Annotated in this window: 4 protein-coding genes; all 4 read right to left on the bottom strand. The window is 33.7% G+C overall.

Going from position 1 to position 2,842, the window contains the following annotated elements; genetic code table 11:
- Positions 1-918 (bottom strand): penicillin-binding transpeptidase domain-containing protein (locus RMR19_RS00045; protein WP_310601502.1); only part of this gene is annotated, 918 nt, incomplete at its 3' end.
- Between the two features lie 7 nt (positions 919-925).
- A complete protein-coding gene (locus RMR19_RS00050) occupies positions 926-1,189 on the bottom strand; it encodes a DUF3781 domain-containing protein (RefSeq protein WP_310601503.1) in 264 nt (87 codons plus the stop codon).
- Between the two features lie 253 nt (positions 1,190-1,442).
- On the bottom strand, positions 1,443-2,078 hold the full coding sequence (locus tag RMR19_RS00055) for an ATP-binding cassette domain-containing protein (RefSeq protein ID WP_310601504.1): 636 nt from the start codon (positions 2,076-2,078) through the stop codon (positions 1,443-1,445).
- 9 nt (positions 2,079-2,087) lie between these two features.
- Positions 2,088-2,842 (bottom strand): ABC transporter permease (locus tag RMR19_RS00060; RefSeq protein WP_310601505.1); only part of this gene is annotated, 755 nt, incomplete at its 5' end.

Raw genomic sequence — 2,842 nt, forward strand, 5'->3', positions numbered from 1 at the left:
TGCCATTGTTCCATTTACCTCATCAGAATCATCATCTTTCAAATATACAGCAAAATAAATATATGACTCTTCCTTCTCCACAAATCCAACAAACCATGCATCATGATTACTACCCGTACCTGTCTTTCCATATATTTTACCTACATCTTTTGTTTCCACAAACATAATATCTTTCAGAATATTTACTTCCTCTTGTGTATAGATTATATTTCCATCTATAATATTCCGTAACATGCCTACTTGTACCCAAGGTGATATCTCAAGAGAGGAATTCAACCAAAATCCATTTAATTGAGGAAATGCATTCACACCACTTCCATTCCATTCAGATACATCGCAATTTCCGTAATTTAATGCAAGCAATTCTTCCTTAACTTCTTCTTTTCCCACTTCATCTATTATTTTTCTAAAATACCAAACACATGAATTCTGAAATGCATCCCTCAGATTCAGATCTGCATTCCACGAATCAACAGGATACTCCATTCCGTTATACCCCATCTTACTTTCCTCTGATGTGATAACTTGATTATGTAACCCGATTAAAGTAGAAGCAATCTTAAATGTAGAGCATGGCGATACCTCCGTTTTACATGCTTCCTCATTATAAAACATATATGCATTCTTTGATTCATCAAAAATAACTGCACACCCTTCCATTGATTGAAACTCTTCTGTGTAATCCACAGTTATATCTTCTGGTTCTATATGCTCATTCTCTTGACGTTTTGCTTCTGTCTTTATCTCTTGTGTACTTTTTTCATCTTGTATTCTCCCATATATTTCATTATTCGTTAGTAATTCTTCGGTTTGCTCTTTAATGTTTTTATCCACGCCATTGCTTTCTTTTGAACTACATGCAGATAAGATGCACATTACTAGTACGAGTAAAATACTCATTGTTATATATTTTTTCATTTTCACTTTAACTAACCATACCTTTCTTATGCGCTGTAATAATCGTATAACTATAAGCATTTACTGTTATCTCGCAATAATTTATATTAATGTACCAGTTCTTTCCCCTTCTCGTTATTGAAGCGTTTGAGTCCTGTATTTTTTCTCTACACCAGTTAACGACGTCTTCTACATCTAATGAAAGATTTCTTTTAATTCGTTCTATTCCTAATTCTGTTGTATGTAGATTATCTAAGTTTATAAGCAATTCATTTGTATTATTCTCAATCATTTTCTTTCAACTCTATCCTCTCTGGATGGACTTTAATTCTATGCTCTAATTCTAATTATATCCATATTAACACAAAAAAGCATTTAGAACAAGTGTTCTTCATGCTTTTTATTAAACGATATTCAATTACGGATATGTATATTCCTGCTCTTACTTTAGCAAAATATATAACATCTCGCAACCATTATGTCTATATACTATGATTTTATCATATTATTACAAATCCAACAACTAAATTTATTCTCTCAAAACTTCACCCCTCCATAACACGAAGTTCCCCCTTCTGAAGCCTGAAAACAACATCTGCTTGTCTTGCCAGTTCATTGGAATGTGTTACGACAACAACGCATTTATTCATCTCATGAGCGCTATCTTTTAATATACGAATCATATTCGCTGCTGTATCTTCGTCAAGATTGCCTGTTGGTTCATCAGCAAGAATAACAGATGCTTCTGACGCTAGGGCTCGCGCAATTGCAACACGCTGTTGCTGTCCACCAGAAAGTTTTAAAACATTTCTTTTCGATTCTTCTTTTGTAAGCCCTACTTTTTCTAAGAATGGCAATGCATCTTTTTTAGAGGTAAGCTGAATATTTTCAACTGGCGTCATATAATCAATTAAATTATAATTCTGAAAAATAAATGCAACATTATTCTTCCTATGTGCCTCTAATCCCTTCTCTGTAATGTCTTTTTCGTGAAATCGTATTTTCCCTGAGGAAGGGATATCTAAACCTCCAAGCAACGATAATAATGTCGTTTTGCCACATCCTGAAGAACCTAATATCGCATATACTTTGCCAGCTTCCATTTGTGCATTGATACCCTTTAATATATTTTTCCCTTTTTCATATGAATATTTAACATTAACTATTTCAACAACCATCACTAGTTCCTCCTAACTCATTTTTGCAAATATATCTCTTGGATTTAATCGTAGTACACTCCATGATGCTACAACTACAGATAGCAGTATTATCACACAACTACTAATATATACAGGCAATACCTGTTGGACAGAAATAACAAGCTTCAAATTCTCAACCGAGGAATCCACCTGTGCAATTAGAAATTCACTTGCTATACCTGAAATTGCATTACTTAAACAAATAGACGCACCAAATGCAAATAGTCCAATCATCATTACTTCAGCAAAAAATTGCGTCATGATGCTTCTTCTACTCTCTCCAATTGAAAGCAGTATCCCGATTTCACGTTTACGCCCTCTTGTCCATATCATCAGTAAAAGAGTAAGTATAATAATACTAACACATACAATAAGGATAAGAAGTGTTTGAACCATTTCCTTTAGATGTTCAAGTGGATTTGAAATCGTATTATAATCTTCTGTGTTAATTGATAGTGCAAGTGTCTTATTCTTTAATGCCGAAAGGTTTTTAATCTCATTATAAACATTATGAATACCCTCAGGGTCTTCCACATAGATATCAATTTCATTATAGCCGTCCAATTCTCTACCGAAGTTTTCAAACATCGTATCATAATCAACAAATCCTTGGTTCGCAGGTAAATCAGAAATTGAAAGCGCATTATTTCCCATTCCTTCTGTTCCGCTGAATATACCAACAATCTCAAGCGATACCTGACTATCCGAATCCAAGCAATACATTGTTACATAATCACCAACTGAGA

The organism is Anaerosporobacter sp., assembly GCF_031551385.1.
Classification (GTDB): Bacteria; Bacillota; Clostridia; order Lachnospirales; family Lachnospiraceae; genus Anaerosporobacter.